The sequence below is a fragment of the Streptomyces sp. NPDC050418 genome, from assembly GCF_044458745.1.
Classification (GTDB): domain Bacteria; phylum Actinomycetota; class Actinomycetes; order Streptomycetales; family Streptomycetaceae; genus Streptomyces.
In genome coordinates this window covers 235,575-259,366 of record NZ_JBITIG010000010.1, presented here as the reverse complement: position 1 = coordinate 259,366, position 23,792 = coordinate 235,575, and the positions used below count along the sequence as shown (strand labels likewise).

Below are 23,792 nucleotides of genomic sequence, written 5' to 3'. Positions count from 1 at the left end.
AGTAGTTACGCGGTGTGACTCGGGCCACGAAGATTGGGCGTAACGCTCCTCGTGGCAGCGCGATGACCTAAGAGGTGACTGCCGAGGAGGGAATACAGCAGCCGGTTCCGGCGCTGTGTGAGCTCCACGGATCGCCCGCCCCGCCGTCGGCCAATCCCCAGCCGGCGGACGTCGGCTCCGCTGCCCTCGTGGGCGGGGCCGGAAGCCGTTTTCCATCGTTCCGAGAGGTTGTTCGTGTCGGCCAGCACATCCCGTACGCTCCCGCCCGAGATCGCCGAGTCCGCATCTGTGATGGCGCTCATCGAGGCGGGAAAGGCTGAGGGGCAGATCGCCGGCGATGACGTGCGTCGTGCCTTCGAAGCTGACCAGATTCCGGCCACTCAGTGGAAGAACGTTCTGCGCAGCCTCAACCAGATCCTCGAGGAAGAGGGTGTGACGCTGATGGTCAGTGCCGCGGAGTCGCCCAAGCGCACCCGCAAGAGCGTCGCAGCGAAGAGTCCGGCCAAGCGCACCGCGACCAAGACCGTCGCCGCCAAGACCACGGCGAAGAAGGCCACCTCCGCCGCGACCGCCGCCCCTGCCGCCGAGGTCGAGGCCTCGGTCGAGGACGAGGCGACGCCGGCCCCTGCCAAGAAGGCCGCCGCCAAGAAGACGGCCGCGAAGAAGACCGCCGCGAAGAAGACGGCGGCCAAGAAGACCACCGCCAAGAAGACCGCGGGCAAGAAGGACGAGGACCTCCTCGACGGCGATGAGCCGAACGAGGAGCCGACCGCGGGCAAGGATGACGACGAGGAGGAGGGCGAGGCCTCGGAGTCGAAGGGGTTCGTCCTCTCCGACGACGAGGAGGACGCGCCTGCCCAGCAGGTCGTCGTCGCCGGCGCCACCGCCGACCCCGTCAAGGACTACCTCAAGCAGATCGGCAAGGTCCCGCTGCTCAACGCCGAGCAGGAGGTCGAGCTCGCCAAGCGCATCGAGGCCGGCCTGTTCGCCGAGGACAAGCTGGCGAACGCCGACAAGCTCGCCCCGAAGCTCAAGCGCGAGCTGGAGATCATCGCCGAGGACGGGCGCCGCGCCAAGAACCACCTCCTGGAGGCCAACCTCCGTCTGGTGGTCTCCCTGGCCAAGCGCTACACCGGCCGCGGCATGCTCTTCCTGGACCTGATCCAGGAGGGCAACCTCGGTCTGATCCGCGCGGTCGAGAAGTTCGACTACACCAAGGGCTACAAGTTCTCCACGTACGCCACCTGGTGGATCCGTCAGGCGATCACCCGCGCCATGGCCGACCAGGCCCGCACCATCCGTATCCCGGTGCACATGGTCGAGGTCATCAACAAGCTGGCCCGCGTCCAGCGTCAGATGCTCCAGGACCTGGGCCGCGAGCCCACCCCGGAGGAGCTGGCCAAGGAACTCGACATGACCCCCGAGAAGGTCATCGAGGTCCAGAAGTACGGCCGCGAGCCGATCTCCCTCCACACCCCCCTGGGTGAGGACGGCGACAGCGAGTTCGGTGACCTCATCGAGGACTCCGAGGCGGTCGTCCCGGCCGACGCGGTCTCCTTCACGCTCCTCCAGGAGCAGCTGCACTCGGTCCTCGACACGCTCTCCGAGCGTGAGGCGGGCGTCGTCTCCATGCGCTTCGGCCTCACCGACGGTCAGCCGAAGACCCTCGACGAGATCGGCAAGGTCTACGGCGTGACGCGCGAGCGCATCCGTCAGATCGAGTCGAAGACCATGTCGAAGCTGCGCCACCCGTCGCGTTCGCAGGTCCTGCGCGACTACCTCGACTAGGCCCTTCTCCAGGCCCCATTGAGGCTGTACGACGACGAGCCCGGCACTCCCGCCCAGCGGGGGCTGCCGGGCTCGTCGCATGTCGCGGCCGGGTCGCGGCCCTTGCCGTCCTGCCTGACGCTGTGCGTACCCATGACCACGAGGAGTCAAGGAGTGTGCATGCGTCGACCTCTGAGCAGGCGGCTTGCGGCCGCCGCCGCACTGGTGGCGGCGGCCGTGGCCGTGCCGCTGGCCGCCCCGCTGCCCGCGTCCGCCGACAGTGTGGTGATCGGCGGCAGTCCCGTGCAGGTGTCGGACAGTCCCTGGGCGGTGGCGCTCGCCAGCCGTGACCGGTTCGGGGGTACGCGCGCGGGCCAGTTCTGCGGCGGCGCCGTGGTCGCCCCCACGACCGTGCTCACGGCCGCGCACTGCCTGAGCGAGGAGGTGCTCGGCGCACCGCTGGAGGACGTGGAGGACCTGCGGGTCATCGCCGGCCGCAACGATCTGCGCGAGGCGGGCGGGCGCGAGGTGCCGGTACGCAGGGCCTGGGTGAACGAGGAGTACGACCCCTTCACCAACGCGGGAGACCTCGCCGTCCTCACGCTGGAGAACCCGCTGCCCGCCGACCATGTCATCCCCATGGCACCGGCCGGTGACCGTGCGTACGAGGCGGGCGCACGGGCGCGCGTGTACGGCTGGGGCGACACCACGGGGCAGGGCGACTACGCGCGTTCTCTGCGGGCCGCACGCGTGCAGGTGCTGCCGGATACGGCCTGCGAGGCGGCGTATCCCGGCACCGCGGACGGCACGTATCTGCGGGACGTGATGCTCTGCGCGGGCGAACCGGAGGGCGGCAGGGACGCCTGCCAGGGGGACAGCGGCGGTCCGCTGGTGGCCCGCGGGCGGCTGATCGGGCTCGTGTCCTGGGGGAGCGGCTGCGGGCAGGCCGGCAGCCCCGGTGTCTACACGCGGATCAGCGAGGTGGTGGGCAGGCTGACGACGCCCTCGGAGCGGTAGCCGCGGGTGCCGGAGCAAGGCGACGGGCGGGCAACCCCTGTGGGGGATGCCCGCCCGTCGCCTGTGGACCGGCCTGGCCGGCGCTGGCTCGCTCGTCGTGGATGCGAAGTGTCAGCGTTCTCCGAGGCCCGAAGAGTCAGCGCTCTTCGGTGTCAGCACTCGCCGGAACGGCAGTGAGCCGCTCCGTCTCATCCTGTATCTCAGCGGCGATCTTCTTGAGTTCCGGCTCGAACTTGCGACCGTGATGGGCGCAGAAGAGCAGCTCTCCTCCGCTCAGGAGTACGACGCGCAGGTATGCCTGGGCGCCGCAGCGGTCGCAGCGGTCAGCGGCCGTCAGCGGGGTCGCGGGGGTCAGAACAGTAGTCACGTCGCCTCTTCTCTAGCTCGACGAGCTGTCGTACCAGGGTCAACATCCAACCAGCCCGAAAACGTTCCCGCTCGGGGCTTTTCCTCGAAACTTTCTTCTCTGAAGCCTCGAGGAAGAGGCTGGCTGCAACCGGGTGGCGGCGAAGGTGCCGTAGTGCTGGCTTAGCTGCGTACGGTTTCGCTTGTCTGCCGAGTTGCCTGTCGTGTCCTGTTGTCGGTCGTTGGTGCGGCTGGCCTGCCTGGTCCTCCCCGACCTGGGCGGGTCGGGTTGTTCATGAGGACGTGCCCGGAGCCTAAATGGTTCATGCCTGCTTGGGAACGTGATATCCGCATCACCCCTTCGAGGGATCGAACAGGCATACGACTCTGCACTAGTCTGTCGTCAGCCGAGGGTGGCGTTACATCCGCTCTACCAGGCCTCGGTACCCTCTAGCGCGGCACCTGGTGCCGGACCCCGAGCACGGGGCCCCAACTGAAATTCAGCGAGGAGCGAAACGCGTGACCGCCGAAACGTCCGTGCCGTCCACAGCGCTGCTGACCGGAGCAGACCGGGACGGTTCCAACTACACCGCGCGGCACCTCCTCGTCCTCGAAGGACTCGAAGCGGTCCGCAAGCGCCCCGGCATGTACATCGGGTCCACCGACAGCCGCGGTCTGATGCACTGCCTGTGGGAGATCATCGACAACGCGGTGGATGAGGCCCTGGGCGGCCACTGCGACCGCATCGAGGTCTTCCTGCACGAGGACGGGTCGGTCGAGGTCCGGGACAACGGGCGCGGCATCCCGGTCGATGTCGAGCCCAAGACAGGCCTGTCCGGCGTCGAGGTCGTGATGACCAAGCTGCACGCGGGCGGAAAGTTCGGCGGCGGCTCGTACGCGGCCTCCGGCGGTCTGCACGGTGTGGGTGCCTCCGTCGTGAACGCGCTGTCGGCGCGTCTCGATGTCGAGGTGGACCGCTCCACCGTCCACTCGATCAGCTTCCGCCGCGGTGTCCCCGGCGCCTTCGAGGGCGAGGGGCCCGACGCGAAGTTCACCGCGGGCAGCGGTCTGACCAAGGGCAAGCGGGTCCCCAAGGGCCGCACCGGCACCCGCGTGCGGTACTGGTCGGACACCCAGATCTTCCTCAAGGACGCCAAGCTCTCCCTGGAGAACCTGCACCAGCGCGCCCGCCAGACCGCCTTCCTGGTGCCCGGCCTCACGATCGTCGTCCGCGACGAGCGCGACCTGGACGGCGTGGGCAAGAGCGAGGAGACCTTCCGCTTCGACGGCGGGATCAGCGAGTTCTGCGAGTTCCTGGCGCCGGACAGGCCGATCTGCGACGTGCTGCGGCTGACCGGGCAGGGCACCTTCAAGGAGACCGTGCCGGTCCTCGACGACCTCGGGCACATGACCCCCACCGAGGTCACCCGCGAGCTCGGCGTGGACATCGCGCTGCGCTGGGGCACGGGCTATGACACGACCGTGAAGTCGTTCGTGAACATCATCGCCACCCCCAAGGGCGGCACCCACGTCACGGGCTTCGAGCGTTCCATCACCAAGACGGTCAACGAGGTGCTGCGCTCCGCCAAGCTGCTGCGCGTCGCCGAGGACGACATCGTCAAGGACGACGCCCTGGAGGGCATGACCGCGGTCGTCACGGTCCGCCTGGCCGAGCCGCAGTTCGAGGGCCAGACCAAGGAAGTGCTCGGCACCTCCGCGGCCAACCGGATCGTCGCCACCGTGGTGGCCAAGGAGCTCAAGGCTTTCCTGACCTCCACGAAGCGGGACGCGAAGGCCCAGGCCCGCGCCGTCATGGACAAGACGGTCGCCGCCGCCCGTACACGCATCGCCGCCCGTCAGCACAAGGATGCGCAGCGCCGCAAGACCGCGCTCGAGTCCTCCTCGCTGCCGGCCAAGCTCGCGGACTGCCGCAGCGACGACGTGGAGCGCAGCGAGCTGTTCATCGTCGAGGGCGACTCCGCGCTCGGCACGGCGAAGCTCGCACGGAACTCCGAGTTCCAGGCGCTCCTGCCGATCCGCGGCAAGATCCTCAACGTTCAGAAGGCGTCCGTGTCGGACATGCTGAAGAACGCCGAGTGCGGCGCGATCATCCAGGTCATAGGAGCCGGGTCGGGCCGGACCTTCGACGTGGACGCGGCGCGCTACGGAAAGATCATCCTGCTGGTCGACGCCGATGTGGACGGCGCGCACATCCGCACGCTGCTCCTGACCCTGTTCCAGCGGTACATGCGGCCGATGGTCGAGGCCGGGCGGATCTTCGCCGCCGTGCCGCCGCTGCACCGCATCGAGCTGGTCCAGCCGAAGAAGGGCCAGGACAAGTACGTCTACACGTACTCGGACAACGAGCTGCGGCAGACCATCCTGGAGTTCCAGCGCAAGGGCGTCCGCTACAAGGACTCGATCCAGCGCTACAAGGGCCTCGGCGAGATGGACGCGGACCAGCTGGCGGAGACCACGATGGACCCGCGCCACCGCACGCTGCGCCGGATCAACATCGGTGAGCTGGACGCCGCTGAGCAGGTCTTCGATCTGCTGATGGGCAATGACGTGGCGCCCCGCAAGGAGTTCATCACCAGCTCGGCGGCCACACTCGACCGCTCGCGGATCGACGCCTGACACACCAGTTGCGCACCTCTTGACGGAAGCGGGCTCCACCCCTGGGTGGAGCCCGTTTTTCCACCTCGGTTCCACCCCGGCTCCGATCCTCCGACCTGCGCTTTTCCCTACCTTCGAAGCATCGAAGCCGTAGGCGGAAGTCCTACGGGGAACCGCAAGCAGGGGAGGACGTCATGTCGGAATTCCTCAATGGCCTGGTGATCATCGGGGTTGTCGCGCTGGTCGTGTCGCACCAGTTCAAGGCGCGGCGGCTGACCGACGAGCGGCGTTGGTGGGCGCTGCCCGTGGTGCTCGCCATCGTGGCGCTGGGCAAACCGGATCTGCTGGACGAAGGCCACACCGCCGCGGCCGCGGCACTGCTCTCCGTGGAAGTCGTGCTCTCGCTGGCGATGGGCGCGCTGTTCGCCCGTACGGCCACGGTGTGGCGGGCGGACGACGGCGCGGTGTGGACCAAGGGCACCAAGCTGACGCTTGCGGTGTGGGGCGGCGGGATCGCCGTCCGGGCCGGCCTGTACGGGATCGGTGCCGTGTTCGGCGTCCACCAGAGCGGCCCCGCCCTCATGCTGGGGCTCGCCGCGATGATCCTGGCCCGCGCGGGCGTCCTGCAGTGGCGCACCCGCACGTACCGTGAGGTGGTCGGCTCCCCGCGGCCCGCGTGGAAGCACCACCTGTGAGCCGGGGGGGAGGAGCACGTGCGGCCCGGAGCGAAGGAGCACATGTGACCGGCAGCAGCCTGCGGCGCTGGCCCTCGCGGGAGTCCCTGACCCGCGAGCGGCTCGGGCCGCAGCGCCTCCTGATCGCCTGGACGGGACGGGTGGCGATCGCGGGGTTCGTCCTGTGGAACGTCATCGACGAACCGGCCGAACCCACCTGGCAGAGCGCGGCCGACGTGGCCGCGCTCCTCGCGTGTGCCGTCCTGTGGCAGCTGTATCTGCGCACCACCCTCGCCCACCGCCTGGTGCCGTCCCTCGCGTTGATCGCCGCACTGTTCGGCGCGGCGATCGGTGCGCAGGCCGTCGGGTTCACGACCGTCGGCATGGTCGTGTGGTGCGCGGGGATCGTGCTCGCGCTCAAGCGGCTGCCGCTGGCCGCCGCGGCCCCCGTGGTCGTCCTGGCCTACGCGGGCTTCGCGCCGGTCGCCGAGAACCGCTGGTCGAGCACGATCCTGACCGCGGCCACGTTCTGCCTCATCGGCTACGTGCTGCGCCTGGACGCCGAAGGGCGTGGCCGTGAGCGGCGGTTGCTCGACCAGGAGCGGGCCGCGCTCGCCGCCGAGGCCGAGTCCGCCGCGCTGACCGAGCGCGCCAGGATCGCCCGCGAGATCCATGACGTCCTTGCCCACAGCCTCTCCGCGCAGCTCGTCCACCTGGAGGCCGCGCGGCTGCTCATCGAGCGCGACGCGCCCAAGGACCAGGTGCTCGACCGTGTCGTCGCGGCCCGCGGGATGGCCCGCGAAGGCCTCGCCGAGACCCGTCAGGCGCTGTCGGCGCTCCGCGGCGACCTGGTCCCCGTCGAGGACTTCCTGCGCTCGCTCGACTCCGTCGACGTCCGGCTGACGGGCACACCGCGGCCGCTGAGCGCCGAGACCTCGCAGACGGTGCGGCGCGTCGCCCAGGAGGCCCTCACCAATGTGCGCAAGCACGCGCCCGGGGCGACGGTGCGGGTGTGCTTCTCGTACGAAGGCGACGACGTGCTGCTCGAAGTACGGGACCTGGGCGGCGTCCACGCGAAGGGTGATGAGGCCGAACTCGCCGCAAGCGGCAGCGGATACGGTCTGCTCGGGATGCGCGAGCGCGCCGAACTGCTCGGCGGCTCGCTGGAGGCGGGACCGGAGGACGGAGGATTCGTGGTGCGGTTGCGGGTGCCGGTGTGAACGGCGGAGGCGGTGTGAACGACGGAGTCGGTGTGAACGGCGAAGGCGGTGCGAGCGGGCCGGAAGAGGCCGGGCGAGGTCCCGTGCGCGTGGTGGTCGCCGACGATCAGACCGTGGTGCGCGAGGGCATCGTCATGCTGCTCGGGCTGCTGCCCGGTCTGGAGGTCGTCGGCTCGGCGGCGGACGGCGAGGAAGCACTGCGCCTGGTCGCCGGACTCGCTCCCGACGTCGTCCTGATGGACCTGCGGATGCCGCGCGTCGACGGCGTCGAGGCGACCCGCAGGATCCGCGCCGGGCACCCCGCCACCCAGGTCGTCGTGCTCACCACGTACGCCGACGACGCCTCGCTGTTCCCCGCGCTCCAGGCCGGGGCGCGCGGCTACCTCACGAAGGACGCCGGGGGAGAGGAGATCGTACGGGCCATCGAGGCCGTGATGTCCGGGGACGCCGGGCTCGCGCCGCAGGTCCAACTGCGCCTCCTGGAGCGCCTCTCGGACCCCGCCGTGCCCGCGGCGCAGCCGCCGGCCGAGCTGCCCGACGGGCTCACCGCGCGCGAGGCCGAGGTCCTGGCCCGTATCGCCGACGGGCTCACCAACACCGAGATCGCCCGGACGCTGCAGGTATCCACCGCCACGGTGAAGACCCACATCAACAACCTCTTCGCCAAGGCCGGACTCAAGGACCGCACCCAGGCGGTCCGTTACGCCTACCGTCACGGCCTCGCCGAACCCCCACGCCGCTGAGCCGCCGGCAGTCACCGCGAGATCCACGACCGCACCGCTGAGCCGCCGAGACAACAACCGAGGCCACTTCGCCCACGCTTCACCTGATGGAGTGAACAGATCAGCCAGAAGTGTCCGGGATCTTCCCAGTCCGCCCATCCTTGGGCACGCGACCGAATGGGGCCGCGGACAAGGAGAGTTCGGTGGAGAAGCACGACGGGCGGCGGACCGGACAGATCCGGTTCGACGACCCCTGGTACGACGCGCTGGCCTCGGGCTGGGGTGAGCTGGACAGCACCGGCGCCCCCGCATCCGCGCCCGGGCCGCCCGCCCCCAGGGGACCGGAGCAGCGGGCCGACGCGGCCGGCATCTACCTCGAGGTGCAGCGGAGCGCGGCTTTCCAGGAGGTGCGCAGCCGCTACCGCCGCTTTGTGTTCCCCGCGGCGATCGCTTTCTTCACCTGGTACGTCGCGTATGTCATGGCCGCCACGATGGCGCCGGACCTGATGGCGCAGCCGGTCGCGGGCGCCGTCAACGTCGCGATGGTCGCCGGGCTCGGGCAGTTCCTCACCACCTTCCTTCTGACGTGGGCGTATGCCCGCCATGCCCGGCTCCGCCGGGACCGTGCCGCGCTCGATCTGCGATGGGACACCCAGGAGCTCACACGGGGGGTCGGGCGTTGACGGGCGACCACCAGACCCTTGCGCTGCTCCTGTTCTGCGCGTTCATCGCGGTCACCCTCGGGATCACCACCTGGGTCAGCCGCAACCGGCACGGCAGCGCTGAGGAGTTCTACGCGGGCGGTCGGCTGTTCTCGCCGATGGAGAACGGTTTCGCCATCGCCGGTGACTACATGTCCGCCGCCTCCTTCCTCGGCATCTCCGGCCTCATCGCGCTCTACGGCTACGACGGCGTGCTCTACTCCGTCGGCTTCCTCGTCGCCTGGCTCGTCGTCCTGCTCCTCGTGGCCGAACTGGTCCGCAACTGCGGCAAGTTCACCCTCGCCGACGTGGTCGCCGCGCGGATGAGCGAGCGGCCCGTGCGGATCGCGGCGGGCACCTCATCCGTGACCGTCTCCGTGCTCTACCTGGTGGCGCAGATGGTCGGCGCGGGCAGCCTCGTCGCGCTCCTGCTCGGCGGCGAGAGCGAGGCCGCGCAGGCCTGGACGGTGATCGGCGTCGGCGCGCTCATGGTCGTCTACGTGTCCTTCGGCGGGATGCGTGCCACCACGTGGATCCAGATCGTCAAGGCCGTGCTCCTGATGGGCGGCGCGATCACACTCACCGTGCTCGTCCTCGTGCGCTTCCACGGCGACTTCAACCAACTGCTCACCAGCGCCGCCGAGAAGAGCGGCCACGGCAAGGACTTCCTTGCGCCGGGCCTGCGCTACGGCGGGGACTGGACCTCGCGCCTTGACTTCATCAGCCTCGGCCTCGCGCTCGTCCTCGGCACGGCCGGTCTGCCGCACATCCTGTCGCGCTTCTACACCGTGCCCACCGCGCGGGCCGCGCGCCGCTCCGTCGTCTGGTCGATCGGACTGATCGGCAGCTTCTACCTGATGACGATCGTCCTCGGTTTCGGCGCCGCGGCGATCGTCGGCACCGAGGAGGTCCGCAGCTCCAACGCCTCGGGCAACACGGCGATCCCGCTGCTCTCGCTGATCCTCGGCGGCGGCGCGGGTTCCACGGGCGGAACGGTTCTCTTCGCCTTCGTCGCCGCCATCGCCTTCGCCACGATCCTCGCGGTCGTCGCGGGCATCACCCTGGCCTCGTCGGCCTCGGTCGCCCACGACCTGTACGCCTCGCTCAGGCGCAGGCACGCCAAGCAGCGCAGCGAGGTCACCGTCGCCCGGATCGCCGCGGTCGGCATCGGTCTCGCCGCGATCGGACTCGGGCTCCTGGCCAAGGACCTGAACGTGGCGTTCCTCGTCGGCCTCGCCTTCGCCGTGGCGGCCTCCGCGAACCTGCCGGTGCTGCTCTACTCGCTCTTCTGGCACCGCTTCACCACACGGGGCGCGGTCTGGTCGGTGTACGGCGGGCTGATCCCGGCGATGCTCCTGGTGATCTTCTCGCCGGTCGTCTCGGGCTCCCCGCGGGCGATGTTCCCCGGCGTGGACTTCCACCTGTTCCCGCTGGAAAACCCCGGCCTGATCTCCATCCCGCTCGGCTTCCTCGCGGGCTGGCTCGGCACCGTCACCTCACCCCAGGGCCCGGACCCGGCCAAGCACGCGGAGACCGAGGTACGGTCGCTGACGGGGGCCGGTGCCGTCTGAGCGGGGGCTTCAGAGGCTGGCCGCCCACTCGTAGCGGTGCTCCGGGCGGCCCGTATCGCCGTACTTGAGGCCGAGGCGGACGCGGCCGGACTTCTCCAGGAGCTTGAGATAGCGCTGGGCGGTCTGCCGGCTCAGACCCGTGCGGTCCGCCAGCTCCTGGGCCGAGAGCGGACCGTCCGCCGACATCAGGGCGCGGCGGACCAGTTCGGCCGTCTCGGGGGAGTGGCCCTTGGGGAGCTGCGGCGAGGTGTCCGCCGACAGGGCGCCGAAGATCCGGTCCACCTCGGCCTGTTCGGCCTCACCGCCGCCGTCGAGGGTGCGCCGCAGCGCCGCGTACGCCTCCAACTTGCCGCGAAGACCGGCGAAGTTGAACGGCTTGACCAGGTACTGCAGCGCGCCGAGGCGCATCGCGGCCTGCACCGTCGCGACGTCCCGCGCCGCCGTCACCATGATCACGTCGGTGTGGTCGCCGCGTTCACGCAGCTTGCGGACGACCGCGAGACCGGTGTCGTCGGGCAGGTAGTGGTCCATGAGGATCAGATCGACCGGCCCCGCCGACTCGATCAGTTCCAGCGCCTCGGCGGCGCTGTGTGCCTGCGCCGCCACGTGGAAACCGGCGACCTTGCCGACGTAGGCGGCGTTCACCTGCGCCACTCGCAGGTCGTCGTCCACGACCAGGACTTCGATCATCGTGCTTCCCCGATCGCTCGCGCTTGATCCGCTGTGCTGTGTGGGCCGTCGGCGGCATCCCGTGGGCCATCCATGGCATCCCGTGGACCGTCCACGGCATCCCGTGGGCCGTTGATCCTCGGCCGCAGCGCTTCCGGCAGTACGACGGTGAACTCGGCGCCCCCGTCGGCCGCGTCGTCGACCCGGGCGCTGCCGCCCTGGCGCTCCGCGAGCCTGCGGACCAGCGCGAGGCCGATCCCGCGTCCGCGATGCGCCGGCGACTCCTTGGTCGACCAGCCCTCCGTGAAGATCAGTTCGCGCTGCCGGGTCGGCACACCGGGACCCGAGTCCCGTACGCGCAGCACCACCTCGCAGCCCTCCGTCCGCACCTCGACCTCGACCAGGGCCCGCGTACTGCCCGCCGCCGCGTCCAGCGCGTTGTCCACGAGGTTGCCCGCGATGGTCACCAGGTCCTGCGGCCCGACCAGGCGGTCCGGCAGGAGCGTGCCCGGGCACAGGCGCAATGTGACGCCGCGCTCCGAGGCGACCGTCGCCTTGCCGACGAGCAGCGCCGCGAGCAGCGGATCGTGGATCTTCTCGGTGATCTGCTCGGCGGTCACACGCTGGGCACCGGCCGCCTCGCCGACGAATTCCACCGCGTCGTCGTACATCTCCAGTTCCAGAAGGCCCAGAAGCGTGTGCAGATGGTTGGCGTGCTCGTGGTCCTTCGCTCGCAGCGCGTCGATCAGGCCGCGGGTCGAATCGAGTTCACGGCCCAGCTGCTCCAGCTCGGTGCGGTCGCGCAGGGTCGCCACGGCGCCGCCGTCGTGCGTGGGCATCCGGTTGGCGACCAGGACGCGCCGGCCCCGTACCGTCACCAGATCCGTGCCGGTCACGCGGCCGCCGAGCACATCGGCGGTACGTCCCTCGCCCAGCGCCGCGTCGAGCGGCTTGCCGACGGCCTCGCCGCCGAGTCCGAGCAGCCGCTGTGCCTCGTCGTTGAGCAGCCGGATCCGGCCGTCGCGGTCGAGCGCGACGACACCTTCGCGGATGCCGTGCAGCATCGCCTCACGCTCGGCGAGCAGCGCCGAGATATCGGAGAACGCCAGGTCACGCGTCTGCTTCTGCACCCTGCGCGCGATCAGATACGCGGCCAGTGCGCCCACCGCCAAGGCACCGCCCGCGTACGCGAAGAGGCCCGGGATCGCGTTGAGGAGCCGTGCCCGCACGCTGTCGTACTCGATGCCGACCGACACCGCGCCGACCACCGCACCGTCCGCGCCGCGCAGCGGCACCTTGCCGCGGGCCGAGCGCCCGAGCGTGCCGTTGTCGATCTCCATCACATCGCGTCCGGCCAGCGCGTCGCTGGGATCGGTGGAGACCACCTTGCCCACCTGCTGCGGATTGGCGTGCGACCAGCGCACCCCGCGCCGGTCCATCACCACGATGTACTCGGCACCCGTGGCCTTGCGGATCCGCTCGGCCTCCAGCTGTACGGGACCGTCCGCGGCGGGTTCGGTGCGTTGCAGGTCCTCGGCGATCTGCGGCGCGGCGGCCGTGGCCTCGGCGATGGCGAGTGCGCGGCGCATCGCCTGGTCGTCCAGCTGCTGCCCGAGCGGCGCGAGGAACAGACCGGTCGCGAGGACGGCCACACCGGCGGCTATCCCCAGCTGCATCAGGAGCACCTGCGAGAACACCTTGCGCGGCAGGCCGAGACGCGGCCGGCGCAGGCGTGGCCGGGTGCGGCCGGGTGCGGGAGGGGTCATGCGCAAAACGGTACGGCCGTACGCGGCTCCGGCCGAAACGCACAGGGGTGCGCTGTGACCGGCCTCACGTCTTGTGCCGGGGTGCGCGGGAGGGTTGGGGTCACACCCCGGCGAGCTCCCGCACCGCCAGGACATCCATCCGCGCGGGCGTCCCCAGCGCCCCGCCGCAGCTCTCCGGGCGCGGCGGCCGGGCTTCCCCCTGCGCCACCGTCACGGCCCAGTTGCGCCCGTCGGCGTGCGCGACGGTGATCTGCCACTGGGGCGCGCCGTCGCCGTCACCCTTGCCGCCTCCCGCCGGATCGCTCCGTACGACAGAGAGCACCCCGGCCCGCTGCTCGCCCGCGGCGCGGCGCACCGCGAGTTCGGCGGCCTGGCCCGGGCGGTCCCAGGCGGAGTTGCCGCGGCAGCCCTCGGTGAGGACCCGCCCGTCGCGTACCGCCGTGAGGACCTCCTTGACGGCGGCGGCGTCGAGCCGGCCGTACGCGTAGCCGTACGGCAGCACGAGCAGCGTCGGCGAGAAACGGTGGCCGCCGAGGTGTGTGATCTCCCAGGTGCCGGCTGCGCCGGCGGCGGCCAGCTCGGCGGCGAGCGGGCGGCCCAGGAGGGCGCAGCAGCGGTCGCGCTTGCCGTTGGTGCAGACGAGCGCGAGGGGCTCGCCGCTGTGCTCGGCGCCCGCCAGCCGGGCGTCGAACGAGGCGGCCTCACCCCGTCCGAGCGCGGCGAAGTCGAGCGCGAGCAGTCGTGCCGGGTCGTCGATCACGGCGGAGTGCAGCCAGGTGCCGCCCGGCTTCACATGGGCCGCGTACACCTGGCGCGCGCCGGGGGAGTGCTGGTCGGCGTGCCGGCCCGGGCGGCGGATCAGGGCGATCCGTACGCCGGTGCCCGCGGCGGCGGCTTCGAGCGCGGCGCCGAGCGAGCGGTCGAGGTGGCTGGACGTGAGCGCCTTGGCGCCCCACGGTCCCGGCTGTTCGAGGAGCAGCCAGGTGGTGGCGGTGGCCGCGGTGCCCGCGAGCGGTTCGTCGAGGTCGCGGGAGGCGGTGGCGCACGTACTCACGTAGGTGAGCCTAGCCTGAGCCGGCTCGGGTGATCGAGGGGCTGTGCCCGGCGGTACGGGGACATGTGCGGGCGTACGCACGGAGGCGCGCACGGCGGCCACGTACGCGAAATGCCGCGCGTATCCCGCAAATCATTGACAGAAGCGTGTCATACGTCGCGGGGGCGTCGTCAGCCGCCTGGTGCTCAGTTGCGTACCGCCTGCGCCGTCGAACCCCGTACGACCAGCTCGGGCTCGAACAGCAGCTCCTCCGGCGGCACCGAACTGCCCGCGATCTGCAGCGAGAGCAGCTCGACGGCCGCACGACCCATGGCCTCGATGGGCTGGCGGACCGTGGTGAGCGGGGGCTCGGTGCAGTTCATGAACGCCGAGTCGTCATAGCCGACCACCGAGATCTCGCGTGGCACGTCGAGCCCGCGGCGGCGGGCCGCGCGCACCGCGCCGAGCGCCTGCGGGTCGCTCGCGCAGATGAGGCCCGTGACCCCGGCGTCGATCAGCCGGGTGGCCGCGGCCTGGCCGCCCTCCAGGGAGAACATGCCGCGCACCACGTGCTCGTCGGGCAGCGTGCCACCGGCCGCCTTGGCCGCCGCGCGGGCGCCGAGCAGCTTGCGCTGCGAGGGCATGTGGTCGGCGGGGCCGAGCACCAGACCGATCCGCTCGTGGCCGAGCGAGGCGAGATGGCGCCACGCCTGCTCGACGGCGGAGGCGTCGTCGCAGGAGACGGCGGGGAAGCCGAGGTCGGCGATGGCCGCGTTGATCAGGACGACCGGGATGTTGCGCGCGGCCAGCTGCTTGTAGTGGTCGTGCGGCGCGTCGGCCTGCGCGTAGAGACCGCCCGCGAACACGACGCCGGAGACCTGCTGCTGGAGCAGCAGCTCCACGTAATCGGCCTCGGAGACACCGCCCTTGGTCTGGGTGCACAGGACCGGGGTGAGGCCCTGCTGGGCGAGGGTGCCGCCGATGACCTCGGCGAACGCCGGGAAGATCGGGTTCTGCAGCTCCGGCAGGACGAGGCCGACGAGCCGGGCGCGCTCGCCGCGCAGCTGGGTGGGGCGCTCGTAGCCGAGCACGTCGAGCGCGGAGAGCACGGACTGGCGGGTGGCCTCGGAGACCCCGGGCTTGTTGTTGAGCACCCGGCTGACCGTGGCCTCGCTGACCCCGACCTTCTTGGCCACCTGAGCAAGTCGTCGCGTCATGGCCGCAAGATTAGCGCAAGCTTTGCGGTCTGTTTGCGGTCCGGAGCAGATGAATGCAAACGGGCTGGTCGTGGGCTTGCGGTGGCTGTACGGGACTTACGGAGTCGGCGTTCGGCTCACGGAGGTCCGCTCACGGAAGTCGGCTCACGGCGTCGGCAGGGGCAGCGGCTGTGGCGGACGGGCTCCCGTGTAGTTCCCGCTCGGGCGCATCCGCAGTGGCCGCTCGCCGTACTCCTCCAGGGCGTGCGCGATCCACCCGGCCGTACGGGCCACGGCGAACACCGTCTCGCCCGCCTCCGAGGGCATCCCGGCCGCCACCGTCATGACGGCGAGCGCCAGGTCGACGTTGGCGTACAGCTCCGTGTGCCGGGCGGTCGTGCTCACCACATCGCGTGCCGCGGCGAGTGCGTCATGCGCCTCGGGTACCTGTTCCAGGGCGGTGAACAGCGCCTGTGCGCGCGGGTCCTCGCGCGGGTACAGCCGGTGCCCGAGCCCCGGCACCCGCCGCCCCGCCCGCAGATGGTCGGCGACGACCGCGGCGGCGCTGCCCCGTTCGATCACCTCGGTCAGCATCCGGTGCGCCAGACCGCTGGCCGCCCCGTGCAACGGGCCTTCGAGGACGCCGAGTCCCGCGGAGATCGCGGCGTACGGATGGGCGCGCGCGGAGGCCGCGACGCGTACCGCGAGCGTGGACGCGGCGAGATCGTGGTCGATGAGCAGCGCGAGTGCCAGGTCGAGCGCGTTCATCCAGCCGTCGTCGGGTGCGCGCGTGGCGAGCCGGGGCCAGAGCCGCCCGGCGATCGTGTGCTCGTCGCGGGCCCAGGAACCCACGGTGGGCAGGGCGTCGACGAGGGTCGGCACGAGGGCGCGCGCGGTGCCGAGCACGGCCTGTTCGTCGAGGTCGAAGCGGAGCGGGTCGGCCGCGGCCGCGGCGATGGTGGCCACCCGCAGCCGGTCCGTCGGGCTGCTGTGCGCGGGCAGCGCCTGCACCGCGCGGCGGGCGGCGGTGACGATTTCCTCGGGCGCGGTGAAGCGCACGTCCGCGGGCAGTTCGCCGGTCCACAGCCATTCGGCGACCTGCTCGTACGCGTAGTGCGCGGCGAGCTCGGTCGCGTCGACGCCGCGGAAGTAGTAGTGGTCCTGCTCGATGAGTGTGATCCGGGTCCTGACGGCGAGCTCGCCGCCCGCCGAACTCGCCGCGGCCGCACGGGTGTTGCGCCGCGACAGTGCCTCGACCTCCTTCGGGTCGAAGGTCGAGCCCCGGCCGCCCGGCCCGCGCCGGCTGCTCAGGAGCCCTCGGCTCACATACGCGTACACCGTCTCGGCCTTCACGCCGAGCCGCTCGGCCGCCTCTTTGGTGGACAGCCGTCGCCCACCGTCCCGCTCACCGCCGCTCATGGGCCTCACCGTATCCGTATCGCCGATATATTGATTGAATCAATATTGACAATGACAAACTCAAGGATAGACAGTCGAATCAACTTCGGAACAGGGGAGAGAACGATGACGCTGACCGGTGGGATCGAGGTGCCGCGCGGACTCGCGGGCGTGGTCGTCACGGACACGGCACTCGGGGACGTGCGCGGACGCGAGGGCTTCTACCACTACCGCCAGTACTCGGCAGTGGAGCTCGCGGAGCACCGCACCTTCGAGGACGTCTGGCATCTGATGGTGCTCGGCGAACTGCCCGACGCCGCGCAGCGGCAGGCCTTCACCGAGCGGACGGCGGCGCTGCGCGTCCTGCCCGACGAGGTGCGCGCGGCCCTCCCGGCCATCGCCCGGGCCTCCGTGCTCTCGGGCCCGCTGGCCGGACTGCGGACGGCGCTCTCGCTGTTCGGCGCGGCCCGGGCCTTCCGGCCGGTGTACGACCTCACGCCGGAGCAACGGCTCGCGGACACCCTCGCCGCGAGCGCTGTCGTACCCACGCTCCTGACGGCGCTGCACCGGCTCGGACAGGGCCTCGACCCGGTCGAGCCGCGCGCGGACCTCTCGTACGCGGCCAACTACCTCTACATGCTGACCGGTTCGGAGCCGGATGCCGCGCGCACGCGGGCGATCGAACGGTACTTGATCTCCACGATCGACCATGGATTCAATGCGTCAACCTTCACGGCCCGTGTCATCACCTCCACCGGAGCGGACGCGGCGGCCTGTCTGGTCGGAGCGGTCGGCGCGCTCTCCGGACCCCTGCACGGAGGAGCGCCGAGCCGGGCGCTGGACACACTGGACGCGATCGGAACCCCCGACCGCATCGACGGCTGGATCCGCGAGCGGGTCCTGGCGGGCGACCGCATCATGGGCTTCGGCCACCCCGTGTACCGCACGGAGGACCCGCGCTCGCGCATGCTGCGCGGCATCGCCCGCGAATTCGGCGGCCCGCTGGTCGAGTTCGCGATCGAGGTGGAACGGCAGGTGGAGGCGATCCTGGCGGAACTGAAGCCGGGCCGCGAACTCCACACGAACGTCGAGTTCTACGCGGGCGTCGTCATGGAGCTCTGCGGCCTGCCACGCGAGATGTTCACTCCGACGTTTGCGGCGGCACGGGTGGTGGGGTGGAGCGCGAACGTTCTCGAGCAGTCGGAGGACTCGAAGATCATCCGCCCGGCGGCGCGGTACGTGGGGGCGGAGCCGCCGGTTTCGGTGCCTGCGCTCGGCTGATCCTCGCCTTGAGTGGCTGTGTCTCTGCGCCGCATGATGCTGCTCGGACCGTAGGCAGGGGGCACGCATGGGACGACTGTCGGACAGAGTCACGCGACAACACCTGATCTGGTCACTGACCGGGGTAGCGGTGTTGTCGGTCATTGCAAGTACGCCGTTTCTGCTCGTCGCTGTCGCGCCGGACGGGCAGAACTGGGGTGAGCTGAGCGACATCAGCCAGACGTACGGGGCCCTCTCGGTGCTGTTCTCCGGAGCGGCGCTCCTGGGCGTGATCGTGTCCCTCGTTTATCAGGCACGGTTGTCGGCGCTGGAGCGGGCGGAGACTCAGCGTTCCGTTCATCGTGAACTGCTGACCATGAGCTTTGGGGACCCGGACCTGATTCCGTGCTGGCCCCCGTGGCCACAGCAAGTGACCGCCACAAGGTGGAAGCAGCTCGCTTATATCAACTTGATCTACAACTCGTGGTACACGGACTACCGGCTTGGCCGATCGAACGAAGAGGTGGCGCGTACAACTCTCGCGAACCACTTTCGAGGCCAGCTGGCGCGGACGTACTGGGAGATGCACGTCGAAGAATGGCGTGAGGTGACGCGGGCCGAAGGCTCGCGGCGGGCTGTTCGCTACTTTCACCTCACCAAGGAGGCGTACGCCCAGGCTGTAGCCGATCGGCGGCCTGCTGTACGTGCCTCTGCCTACCTGCGGTCGTGATCGGGGCCAAGGCAGGGCAGGGTTCAGCCTCGATGGGGCGGGGCGCGGTGCTGCCACGCCCCATCGATGTCCGCGGCGGGATCAGGCGTCCGGAATATCCGCCTTGGCTCGTACGAGAGTCTCTCGGCTGACGATGACCACGCGCTCGTAGTCGGCCACTCCGGCGTCGGCGGGCAGTTTGTCCTTGAGGTCGGCGGTGGCCTCGGTGCCGATCACGGCGAAGTTGCCGTCGCTCAGCTCGAATACATCGGGACATGTGGTAGCTGAGGCGCTCCCGCGGAGCTTTGGAGGTACGCCGATACGCCGAACAATATCCACGGGCGCTGTTCCTTCGGAGTGCGAAGTGACGAAGACGCGCACACGGTATTGCCCCGTGAGACTCGAAGGGTAGTTGCGACCCGCCGATCTCGTTGAGACTGCTGTGATTTGAGCGGCAGGACGCCTCATCTGACGGGAAGAGTGACGGCGGGGCGCAACCTTGACCAGCGGGGAAGCGAATGCCGATCAGTCCGCGGGCGGCACCCCCACAACGAACCAGTCGTCGTCTGCGTCCTGGAGGTCCTGGATCAGCTGGTCCGTCATCCGGCCGATCGCTGCCTCGTCGGAGTCGGTGTCCAGGGAGAGCCGGTGGTGGCGGGTCATCTCCCAGTACTCGCGCAGATACGGGCTCTGGAACAACTCCCGCAGATGACCGAACAGCTCCTGCTTCCTCAGGAGACCGGACAGGTACAGATGGAGCGCGTTCACGTACCAGAGGTTGGCGTACATCATCTGGCGCCGCTTCTCCGGCGTGAGCTCGACGGCATAGGTGTCGATCACCACGGCAAGATCAGGGTCGTCGATCGCCTTGCTCAGCAACTCCCAGTGCATCCGCTGCTGATGGGCGCGGGCCGCACGTCGCTGGGCCTCCTCGTCGAGCGCGCTGCGGGGGCACACGGAGGCGCATACGGTACTTGAGGGCTCGCCCTCCGACGCGGGACTTCGGCCCTGCAGCATCCGGACCGCGGACGTGCCGAAGACGAAGCCGGTCGCTGCCGCGACCGCGTACCGCAACGTGCGGCTACTCTGTGTGGCCATGTCAACCCCCGAGTCAAGGCGACCGACCGCCGGCCGTCGGGTGCGGGGCGACAGGGAAGCGGGACCGGCGAGCGGTGGGCGGTGCGCTTGCCGCCCCCCAGGGTGCCGAGCGGCTCTGGTCGGCGGGAGGCGGAGAGGAGGGCGCACAGTCGCGTACTGATGTCGTGACATGCGCCGTGCAGTTTCATTGCCCCGCTTCCGCGGAGGTAAATCGTTCAGTGGCGGCAAAACTCTGCACTGAGTGCCGGGGACACCACCGCCCCACGGCCCTCAGTGCCCATGTGATGCCCCCGCTCACAGCTGCCTATGCTGTTCCGGTTCCAAGGCCGGCGGACGAAAGGCGCAGCGTGACCGAGCGGCAGATTCCGGTAGTGGTCCTTGCCGGGTTTCTCGGCGCGGGCAAGACCACCCTGCTCAACCACCTCCTGCGCGGAAGCGGCGGCACCCGCGTCGGCGTCGTCGTCAACGACTTCGGCTCGATCGAGATCGATGCCATGTCCGTGTCCGGACAGGTCGGTTCCACCGTCTCGCTCGGCAACGGCTGTCTGTGCTGCGCGGTCGACGGCAGCGAACTCGACGCGTACCTGGAGAAGCTCACCCACCCCTCCGTCGGCCTCGACGTCATCGTGATCGAGGCGAGCGGGCTCGCCGAACCGCAGGAACTGGTGCGGATGCTGCTGGCCAGCGAGAACCCGTACGCGGTGTACGGGGGGCTCGTCGAGGTGGTTGACGCCGCCGAGTTCGAGGCCACGCGGGAGCGGCATCCGGAGATCGAACGGCATCTGGCGCTCGCCGACTTGGTCGTGCTCAACAAAGTTGATCGTGTCGGCAACGACGGGCTCGCACGGCTGCGCAAAGCCATGGCCGCGGCGGGCTCGGCGGCCGCCGTCGTCGACGCCTTGTACGGCCGGATCGATCCCGAGCTGCTCTTCGAGCGTCGCCCGAGCACCGAGCGGATCGGACAGCTGTCGTTCGACGACGTCCGGGAGGGGGAGGAGGGCGACCTCCATGAGGATCACCTCCACGCCGCGTACGACGCCGTCGCGTTCACCGCGAAGGAGCCGATGAGCCCGCGTCGGCTGCTCGACTTCCTCGACACCCGCCCCCAAGGCCTCTACCGGATCAAGGGCTTCGTCGACTTCGGCGCCCACGACCCGCGCAACCGCTACACCCTGCACGCCGTCGGCCGCTTTCTGCGGTTCACGCCCGAGGCCTGGGGGCCGGACGAGGAGCGGCTCACTCAACTCGTGTTGATCGGATCAGGAGTTGACGGGGAGTCGCTGCACGCCGCGCTCGACGGGTGCCAGGACGACGTACCGCAGGTGCCGCGTCCCGAGGCCATGTGGGGCGTGCTGCGGTTCGTCCGGGGCGAGGGCACCGAAGAGGCGGCCGACGGCACAGAGGCAACCGGCACCGAAGAAGCAGCCGACGGCGAAGGGCCGGACCCGGCTGACGCCTGAGTCCGGCCACGTACCGCCGAAACCCGCTACACCAGCCCCGACACCGCCGACACCGGCTTGCCGAGCGAGATGCCCGAGCCGTCACGGCGCGGGTCGAGCTCCGGGAGCTCGGCCGGTGTGCCGTTCTTCTGGGCCGCCTTCGCCGGCACCGGGCCCGCCCACGCGAACGACAGGCAGTCCTCGCCCTTGAGGAAGCGCTGGGCGCGCACGCCGCCCGTCGCGCGCCCCTTGCGCGGGTAGAGGTCGAACGGGGTGGCCTTCGCGGTCGTCTGCACCGAGTCGTCGAGCGTGCCGCGCGAGCCCGCGATGGTGAACACCACCGCGTCCGCCGCCGGATCCACCGCCGCGAACGCGATGACCTTCGCGCCCGCGGTCAGCTTGATGCCCGCCATACCGCCGGCCGGGCGGCCCTGCGGACGGACCTGCGAGGCCTGGTAGCGCAGGAGCTGGGCGTCGTCCGTGATGAAGACCAAGTCCTCCTCGCCGGTGCGCAGTTCGGCCGCGCCGACGATCCGGTCGCCGTCCTTGAGCGTGATCACTTCCAGCTCGTCCTTGTTGGACGGATAGTCCGGCACGACGCGCTTGACCACGCCCTGCGCCGTACCGATCGCGAGCCCCGGCGAGGACTCGTCGAGGGTCGTCAGACAGATCAGCGTCTCGCCGTCCTCCAGGGAGAGGAACTCCGCGATGGGCGCGCCGCCCGCGAGGTTGGGCGCCGACGCCGTGTCCGGCAGCTGCGGCAGGTCGATCACATTGAGCCGCAGCAGGCGGCCGGAGGAGAGCACCGCGCCCACCTCGCCGCGCTGGGTGGCGGGCACCGCGGAGAGGATCACGTCGTGCTTGACGCGCTTGCCCTCCGCGTCGAGTGCGACGTCGCCCGTCGCCGTACGGGCGAGCAGGCCCGTGGAAGAGAGCAGCACCCGGCACGGGTCGTCCGCGACCTCCAGCGGCACCGCGGCCGCCGGGGCGCCCGCCGACTCCAGCAGGACGGTGCGCCGGTCGGTGCCGAACTTCTTGGCCACCGCGGCCAGTTCGGCCGAGACGAGCTTGCGCAGCTCCGCGTCCGATTCGAGGATCTTCGTGAGCTCCTCGATCTCGGCGGTGAGCTTGTCGCGCTCCGACTCCAGCTCGATCCGGTCGAACTTCGTGAGGCGGCGCAGCGGCGTGTCGAGGATGTACTGCGTCTGTACCTCGCTCAGCGAGAAGCGCTCCATCAGGCGCTCCTTGGCCTGCGCGGAGTTGTCGCTGGAGCGGATGAGGCGGATGACCTCGTCGATGTCGAGCAGCGCGACGAGCAGACCCTCGACCAGGTGCAGCCGGTCCCGCTTCTTGCCGCGGCGGAACTCGCTGCGGCGCCGTACGACCTCGAAGCGGTGGTCGAGATAGACCTCCAGGAGCTCCTTGAGGCCGAGGGTGAGCGGCTGCCCGTCGACCAGCGCCACATTGTTGATGCCGAAGGACTCCTCCATCGGCGTCAGCTTGTAGAGCTGCTCGAGGACCGCCTCGGGCACGAAGCCGTTCTTGATCTCGATGACGAGGCGCAGGCCGTGCGCCCGGTCGGTGAGGTCCTTGACGTCGGCGATGCCCTGCAGCTTCTTCGAGCCGACCAGGTCCTTGATCTTGGAGATAACCTTCTCGGGACCGACGGAGAAGGGCAGTTCGGTGACGATGATGCCCTTGCGGCGGGCCGTCACCGTCTCGACCGAGGTCGTGGCGCGGATCTTGAAGGTGCCGCGCCCGCTGTCGTACGCGTCCTTGATGCCGGAGAGCCCGACGATCCGGCCGCCCGTGGGCAGATCAGGACCCGGGACGAAACGCATCAGCGTCTCCAGGTCCGCGCCCGGGTGCTTGATCAGATGGCGGGCCGCGGCGATGACCTCGCCCAGATTGTGCGGCGGCATATTGGTGGCCATGCCGACCGCGATGCCGGAGGCGCCGTTGACCAGCAGATTCGGATACGCGGCCGGCAGGGCGACCGGCTCCTGCTCCTGGCCGTCGTAGTTGGGCGTGAAGTCCACCGTGTTCTCGTCGATGGACTCGGTCATCAGCGAGGTGGCGTCGGCCATCCGGCACTCGGTGTACCGCATGGCGGCCGGCGGGTCGTCGTTGCCGAGCGAGCCGAAGTTGCCGTGGCCGTCGACCAGCGGGACGCGCATCGAGAACGGCTGCGCCATACGCACGAGCGCGTCATAGATCGACGCATCGCCGTGCGGGTGCAGCTTGCCCATGACCTCGCCGACGACGCGGGCGCACTTCACATAGCCGCGGTCGGGGCGCAGCCCCATCTCGTTCATCTGGTAGACGATGCGGCGGTGCACCGGCTTCAGGCCGTCCCGGGCGTCCGGCAGGGCGCGCGAGTAGATGACCGAGTACGCGTACTCGAGGAAGGAGCCCTGCATCTCGTCGACGACGTCGATGTCGAGGATCTTCTCCTCGAAATCGTCTTCCGGCGGCGGGGTCTTCGTGCTGCGGCGGGCCATCGCGCTGCGGCTCCTTCACCTACGAATCGGTTCTCTGACGCGGACCATTGTGGACCGCCCCACTGACAACGCGGACGTCGACCCGTCAGG

At 70.3% G+C, this 23,792-nt stretch carries 20 protein-coding genes; 11 read left to right on the top strand and 9 right to left on the bottom strand.

What is annotated here, in order from left to right:
• Window positions 1-234 precede the first annotated feature (234 nt).
• Window positions 235-1,788 carry an RNA polymerase sigma factor gene (locus tag ACIBI4_RS25215; protein ID WP_399206296.1) on the top strand — a complete coding sequence of 518 codons (1,554 nt, stop codon included), beginning with the start codon at window positions 235-237 and terminating at the stop codon, window positions 1,786-1,788.
• Between the two features lie 159 nt (window positions 1,789-1,947).
• The gene (locus tag ACIBI4_RS25210) at window positions 1,948-2,784 is read left to right on the top strand and encodes a S1 family peptidase (protein ID WP_399206295.1); all 837 of its coding nucleotides are present in this window, start codon (window positions 1,948-1,950) and stop codon (window positions 2,782-2,784) included.
• A 136-nt stretch (window positions 2,785-2,920) separates the two neighbouring features.
• Here the strand turns inward: ACIBI4_RS25210 and ACIBI4_RS25205 are convergent, their stop codons facing one another.
• Complete coding sequence (locus ACIBI4_RS25205; protein WP_399206294.1) at window positions 2,921-3,151, bottom strand: hypothetical protein; 231 nt, start codon at window positions 3,149-3,151, stop codon at window positions 2,921-2,923.
• 497 nt (window positions 3,152-3,648) lie between these two features.
• On the opposite strand from ACIBI4_RS25205, the gene ACIBI4_RS25200 reads away from it, so the two are divergent.
• The 6 genes from ACIBI4_RS25200 (at window position 3,649) to ACIBI4_RS25175 (ending at window position 10,633) form a co-directional block, all read left to right on the top strand.
• Complete coding sequence (locus ACIBI4_RS25200; RefSeq protein WP_399206293.1) at window positions 3,649-5,766, top strand: type IIA DNA topoisomerase subunit B; 2,118 nt, start codon at window positions 3,649-3,651, stop codon at window positions 5,764-5,766.
• Between the two features lie 173 nt (window positions 5,767-5,939).
• Entirely contained in the window at window positions 5,940-6,440 is a 501-nt protein-coding gene (locus ACIBI4_RS25195) for a DUF1453 domain-containing protein (RefSeq protein WP_399206292.1), read from the top strand.
• Window positions 6,441-6,484: 44 nt separating this feature from the next.
• Complete coding sequence (locus tag ACIBI4_RS25190) at window positions 6,485-7,639, top strand: sensor histidine kinase (protein ID WP_399206291.1); 1,155 nt, start codon at window positions 6,485-6,487, stop codon at window positions 7,637-7,639.
• Window positions 7,640-7,671: 32 nt separating this feature from the next.
• Window positions 7,672-8,382, top strand: coding sequence for a response regulator (locus ACIBI4_RS25185; protein ID WP_399206387.1), 711 nt, complete (start codon window positions 7,672-7,674; stop codon window positions 8,380-8,382).
• A 182-nt stretch (window positions 8,383-8,564) separates the two neighbouring features.
• Window positions 8,565-9,044, top strand: a complete 480-nt coding sequence (locus tag ACIBI4_RS25180; protein WP_399206290.1) for a DUF485 domain-containing protein — start codon at window positions 8,565-8,567, stop codon at window positions 9,042-9,044.
• Window positions 9,041-10,633, top strand: coding sequence for a cation acetate symporter (locus ACIBI4_RS25175; protein ID WP_399206289.1), 1,593 nt, complete (start codon window positions 9,041-9,043; stop codon window positions 10,631-10,633). The genes ACIBI4_RS25180 and ACIBI4_RS25175 overlap by 4 nt, the downstream gene beginning before the upstream one ends.
• Window positions 10,634-10,642: 9 nt before the next feature.
• Here ACIBI4_RS25175 and ACIBI4_RS25170 read toward each other — a convergent pair whose 3' ends face one another.
• From ACIBI4_RS25170 to ACIBI4_RS25150, 5 genes are all read right to left on the bottom strand, one after another.
• Window positions 10,643-11,323: a response regulator gene (locus tag ACIBI4_RS25170; protein ID WP_399206288.1), complete on the bottom strand. Its 681-nt coding sequence runs from the start codon at window positions 11,321-11,323 to the stop codon at window positions 10,643-10,645.
• On the bottom strand, window positions 11,320-13,068 hold the full coding sequence (locus ACIBI4_RS25165; RefSeq protein WP_399206287.1) for an ATP-binding protein: 1,749 nt from the start codon (window positions 13,066-13,068) through the stop codon (window positions 11,320-11,322). The genes ACIBI4_RS25170 and ACIBI4_RS25165 overlap by 4 nt, the downstream gene beginning before the upstream one ends.
• 100 nt (window positions 13,069-13,168) lie before the next feature.
• The gene (locus tag ACIBI4_RS25160; RefSeq protein WP_399206286.1) at window positions 13,169-14,122 is read right to left on the bottom strand and encodes a sucrase ferredoxin; all 954 of its coding nucleotides are present in this window, start codon (window positions 14,120-14,122) and stop codon (window positions 13,169-13,171) included.
• A gap of 185 nt (window positions 14,123-14,307) precedes the next feature.
• A complete protein-coding gene (locus ACIBI4_RS25155) occupies window positions 14,308-15,318 on the bottom strand; it encodes a LacI family DNA-binding transcriptional regulator (protein WP_399206285.1) in 1,011 nt (336 codons plus the stop codon).
• Between the two features lie 144 nt (window positions 15,319-15,462).
• Entirely contained in the window at window positions 15,463-16,716 is a 1,254-nt protein-coding gene (locus ACIBI4_RS25150; protein WP_399206284.1) for a citrate/2-methylcitrate synthase, read from the bottom strand.
• Between the two features lie 105 nt (window positions 16,717-16,821).
• On the opposite strand from ACIBI4_RS25150, the gene ACIBI4_RS25145 reads away from it, so the two are divergent.
• The gene (locus ACIBI4_RS25145) at window positions 16,822-17,976 is read left to right on the top strand and encodes a citrate synthase (RefSeq protein WP_399206283.1); all 1,155 of its coding nucleotides are present in this window, start codon (window positions 16,822-16,824) and stop codon (window positions 17,974-17,976) included.
• Between the two features lie 67 nt (window positions 17,977-18,043).
• Window positions 18,044-18,685 carry a DUF6082 family protein gene (locus tag ACIBI4_RS25140; RefSeq protein ID WP_399206282.1) on the top strand — a complete coding sequence of 214 codons (642 nt, stop codon included), beginning with the start codon at window positions 18,044-18,046 and terminating at the stop codon, window positions 18,683-18,685.
• An 81-nt stretch (window positions 18,686-18,766) separates the two neighbouring features.
• Here ACIBI4_RS25140 and ACIBI4_RS25135 read toward each other — a convergent pair whose 3' ends face one another.
• Together ACIBI4_RS25135 and ACIBI4_RS25130 are read right to left on the bottom strand one after the other, a co-directional pair.
• Window positions 18,767-19,003 carry a hypothetical protein gene (locus ACIBI4_RS25135; protein WP_399206281.1) on the bottom strand — a complete coding sequence of 79 codons (237 nt, stop codon included), beginning with the start codon at window positions 19,001-19,003 and terminating at the stop codon, window positions 18,767-18,769.
• Between the two features lie 186 nt (window positions 19,004-19,189).
• Window positions 19,190-19,762, bottom strand: coding sequence for a DUF6082 family protein (locus tag ACIBI4_RS25130; RefSeq protein ID WP_399206280.1), 573 nt, complete (start codon window positions 19,760-19,762; stop codon window positions 19,190-19,192).
• Window positions 19,763-20,109: 347 nt separating this feature from the next.
• On the opposite strand from ACIBI4_RS25130, the gene ACIBI4_RS25125 reads away from it, so the two are divergent.
• The gene (locus tag ACIBI4_RS25125) at window positions 20,110-21,222 is read left to right on the top strand and encodes a CobW family GTP-binding protein (RefSeq protein WP_399206279.1); all 1,113 of its coding nucleotides are present in this window, start codon (window positions 20,110-20,112) and stop codon (window positions 21,220-21,222) included.
• A 26-nt stretch (window positions 21,223-21,248) separates the two neighbouring features.
• Here ACIBI4_RS25125 and ACIBI4_RS25120 read toward each other — a convergent pair whose 3' ends face one another.
• On the bottom strand, window positions 21,249-23,702 hold the full coding sequence (locus ACIBI4_RS25120; RefSeq protein ID WP_399206278.1) for a DNA topoisomerase (ATP-hydrolyzing) subunit A: 2,454 nt from the start codon (window positions 23,700-23,702) through the stop codon (window positions 21,249-21,251).
• Window positions 23,703-23,792: the final 90 nt, after the last annotated feature.